The 3,515-nt window shown below is 64.6% G+C and carries 3 protein-coding genes and 1 pseudogene; 3 read left to right on the top strand and 1 reads right to left on the bottom strand.

Annotated features, from left to right (window positions below; genetic code table 11):
* The 3 genes from IV091_RS14885 to IV091_RS14875 form a co-directional block, all read left to right on the top strand.
* Positions 1–1,438: alpha-E domain-containing protein (locus IV091_RS14885; RefSeq protein ID WP_293470039.1), on the top strand; the 1,438-nt coding region annotated here is incomplete at its 5' end.
* Between the two features lie 4 nt (positions 1,439–1,442).
* Entirely contained in the window at positions 1,443–2,342 is a 900-nt protein-coding gene (locus IV091_RS14880) for a transglutaminase family protein (RefSeq protein WP_293470038.1), read from the top strand.
* Positions 2,343–2,448: 106 nt separating this feature from the next.
* The gene (locus tag IV091_RS14875) at positions 2,449–2,919 is read left to right on the top strand and encodes a RidA family protein (protein ID WP_293470037.1); all 471 of its coding nucleotides are present in this window, start codon (positions 2,449–2,451) and stop codon (positions 2,917–2,919) included.
* 39 nt (positions 2,920–2,958) lie between these two features.
* Here IV091_RS14875 and IV091_RS14870 read toward each other — a convergent pair.
* Positions 2,959–3,515, bottom strand: a pseudogene (locus IV091_RS14870) (hypothetical protein); the annotation flags it as partial.

Raw genomic sequence — 3,515 nt, 5'->3', positions numbered from 1 at the left:
CCCGGGCTCGGGCCAGGCGTCGGTGATTGGGCCTGGCTTGTCCGAACGCGCGCTGAACGAATGGGCGGGACGCATCGTCCGGCAGGGGGAGGACTACACCGTGCAGGCCTACCTGCCACTATCGCAAACCCCCACCTGGCAGGGCGAAACCATCGCGCCCCGCTCAGCCATGTTGCGGGTCTTTGCCGTCGCCGATGGCACTGGTTCGTGGCAGGTGCTGCCCGGCGGCCTGGCGCGGCTAGCTGGCAAAAACCAGGATATCGCCTCGATGCAGCATGGCGGCAGCAGTGCCGATGTCTGGGTGCTGGACGGAAATGATCGCGCAGCGCGTCCCCGTTCCAGGCCGCTGACGCCAGCCTGGGCGACGGCCCCGCTGAGCCAGCGGCGGCCGGTGTCCAGCCGGGCCGCTGAAAACCTTTTCTGGCTGGGCCGCTACACCGAGCGGGCCGAAAATGCCATCAATCTGTCCCAGCTCAGCTTGCAGAGCCTGGGCAGTGAAGACCAGACCTCCGAAGCGCTGCTGGCCTGGCTCAGCAGCATGGCGGTTGCGCATTCGCTGGTATCCGAGAGCGTGCCGCCCGCGACCCAGGCGCGCCGCATCTTTGAACGGGCACTGATCGCCAACCTGACCGATACCGAGCAGGCCGCCAGTGTGGGCTTTAACCTCAGGGCCCTTAAAAATGCGGCTTCCACCGTGCGCGAGCGTCTGTCGCAAGAACAGTGGCAGGTGATTGTTCGCGCGGAAACGGAATTCCTCAAGCGCCGTCCGGCGTTTCAAAGCCAAAGCCAAAGTCAAGGTCAGAGCCAGAGCCAGTCGCAGGGCCCGCAACCCGCGCTGGCGTATTCGTCGGTGGAAGCGCTCAAAGCCCTGGAGTCGGCCAGCGCATTTCTGGCGGCCATCACGGGTGCGCAAACGGACCGCATGACCCGCGACGACGGCTGGCGGCTGCTGAGCCTGGGCCGGTTGATCGAGCGGCTCCATACGCTGGCCTCGGCGCTGCTGCGCGGCTTTGAAACTGAATCCATCTTTGAGGAAGGCGGTTTTGTCGCGATGCTGGCACTGTTTGGCAGCACCATCACCTTTAATGGCCAGTACCAGCAGCGGCGCGATATTGCGGCCTTGCTCGATCTGCTGGTGCTGGACCGCGACAATCCCCGCTCGCTGGGCTGGGTGCTGCAAACCCTGCGCGCACGCCTGAGCAGGCTGGCCAGCAGCACGCAGGGTGATCTGGCCGGCTTGACGCGCGACCTGCCCGACCCGGACAGCTGGTTGCTGTCCAACCTGTGCGGTGACCCGGCCGATGGCAACGCCCAGCGCTACCAGGCCGCGACGGCCTTGCTTGAGCAGTGCCGCGCGGCGGCGCTGTCTCTTTCAGACAGCCTGAGCCGTCGTTATTTCAGCCATGCGGACGCGGGCAGCCAAAGCCTGGGCGCTTGACGGCATGCAGCTTCACATCGTTCATGAAACCCGCTACCGCTACACGCCTGCGGTTGAAAACGCGCACCACATGGTGTACCTCAAACCGGCCAGCAACCGCGCGCAAAAGCTGCTGCACCACACGCTGCGCGTGAATCCCGCACCGGCGCAGGTAGGCGGCGCCGTCGATGTGTATGGCAATGCACGCAGCTATTTTTCATTGCAGGCGGCGCACGAGCACTTGTCGGTAGTGGCAGAAAGCATTGTTTCCACCACAGCGGCCAGCCCCCTGCTGGCGGCTGGGGCATCCACCTCCTGGGAGCGGGTTCGGGACCGGTTCCGCTACCGGGCCGGGGCCGGCTACGACAGCGCGTCCGAGTTCCTGTTTGCATCGCCCTACATCCCCCGCGACGACGCCTTCATCGACTTTGCACAACCGAGCTTTGTGCCCGGCTGCCCGCTGCCCGAGGCGGCGCACGCGCTGATGCGCAGCATCCACACCCAAATGACCTACGAGAGCGAAAGCACCGAGGTCAATACGCCCACGCTGGACGCCCTGAAGCAGGGCAAAGGCGTTTGCCAGGATTTTGCCCACATCATGGTGGCCTGCTGCCGCGCCATGGGGCTGCCCGCACGCTATGTCAGCGGCTATATGCTGACCCATCCGCCGCCAGGCCAGGCCCGGCTGCTGGGCTGCGACGCGTCGCACGCCTGGGCATCGGTGTACTGCCCTGACCTGGGTCAATGGCTGGACTTCGACCCCACCAACGACCGCGCGCCGGGCGAGGACTACGTCACGCTGGCCACCGGCCGCGACTTCCTGGATGTCTCGCCCATGCGCGGCGTGATTCGCGGCGGCGCACGGCATACTCTGGAAGTCGCCGTGACGGTGGAACCCTTACCAGCGCAGGAACCGGCAGACTGACCGGCCGGCCAGCGCGCCGCAGGCTTCTTGCTTCTGGACAAGGCGCCCCCTAAAACGTTTATCGTCCAAATTCTTAATCATTCACAAGCACACACAGAAAGCACCCATGACCACGACCGCGCAAGACATCTACGCCAAACTCAAGTCCCTCGACATTACCCTGCCTGCGGTGGCAGCGCCGGCCGCCGCCTACCTGCCGTTTGTGCAAACCGGCAAGCTGGTGTTTTTGAGCGGCCACCTGGCCAAAAGGGACGGCCAGGTCGTTGTCGGCCAACTCGGCAAGAACGTGTCCACCGAGGAAGGCAAGGCCGCCGCACGCCTCATCGCGATTGACCTGATGGGCACGCTGCATGCCGCCGTGGGCGACCTTAACAATATCAAGCGCATCGTGAAAGTGATGAGCCTGGTCAACTCCACCGGCGACTTCACCGAACACCACCTGGTGACCAACGGCTGCAGCGAGCTGCTCGGCGAGGTGTTTGGCGACGCCGGAAAACATGCCCGCAGCGCCTTTGGCGTGGCGCAAATTCCGCTGGGCGCCTGCGTGGAAATCGAGCTGATTGCTGAAGTCGCCTGAATTCAAACGGCCGGCGGCGCGCACCGCTGCGGTCTGCCCTTAACTTGCGACGCTCCCGGTCGTGAAGGTGAAGCTCCGCCTGAATGGCACGGCGTCATGGGACCCGCTGACATCGACCTGGTAGGTGGTGTTGGCCGTCAGCGGCGCCAGGGGAATCACCACGGCCAGGTTGGGCCCCACCACGCCGTTACTGGTGTCATTGGCCGTGTTCAAAATATAGGTTGCCGTGGCAATGCCGGTTGCCGCGTTCACAACCGACGCGGCGCTGATGGCAAGCACCCGATTCGCGGCGACTTTCACCACAATGCCAGGCCCAATCGGGTCATCCGCCAGATCGCGCCCCGGAATCGGGCCCGGGATTTCATTGCTGATCTTCCACACAACGCCCGTGCTGCCCTGGCAGGGGTAGGTCACCACCGCGTTGGTGTCCAGCGACTGCCTGGCCTGGAATCCAAAATTGAACAGCGCCATGCTCCGTCGCCCGCCAAACGGGTAGTTGGCAATGTTGCCCGAATCGACAAAAGCCGTTCCAGCCGCATCCGCGTCGGACATCATGCTGGCCAGATGCACCGGCGCGGACAACAGCGCGCGGGTAA

The sequence above is a fragment of the Polaromonas sp. genome (genome assembly GCF_018780625.1).
Taxonomy (GTDB): Bacteria; Pseudomonadota; Gammaproteobacteria; order Burkholderiales; family Burkholderiaceae_C; genus Polaromonas.
This window is presented reverse-complemented; position numbering and strand designations above follow the sequence as displayed.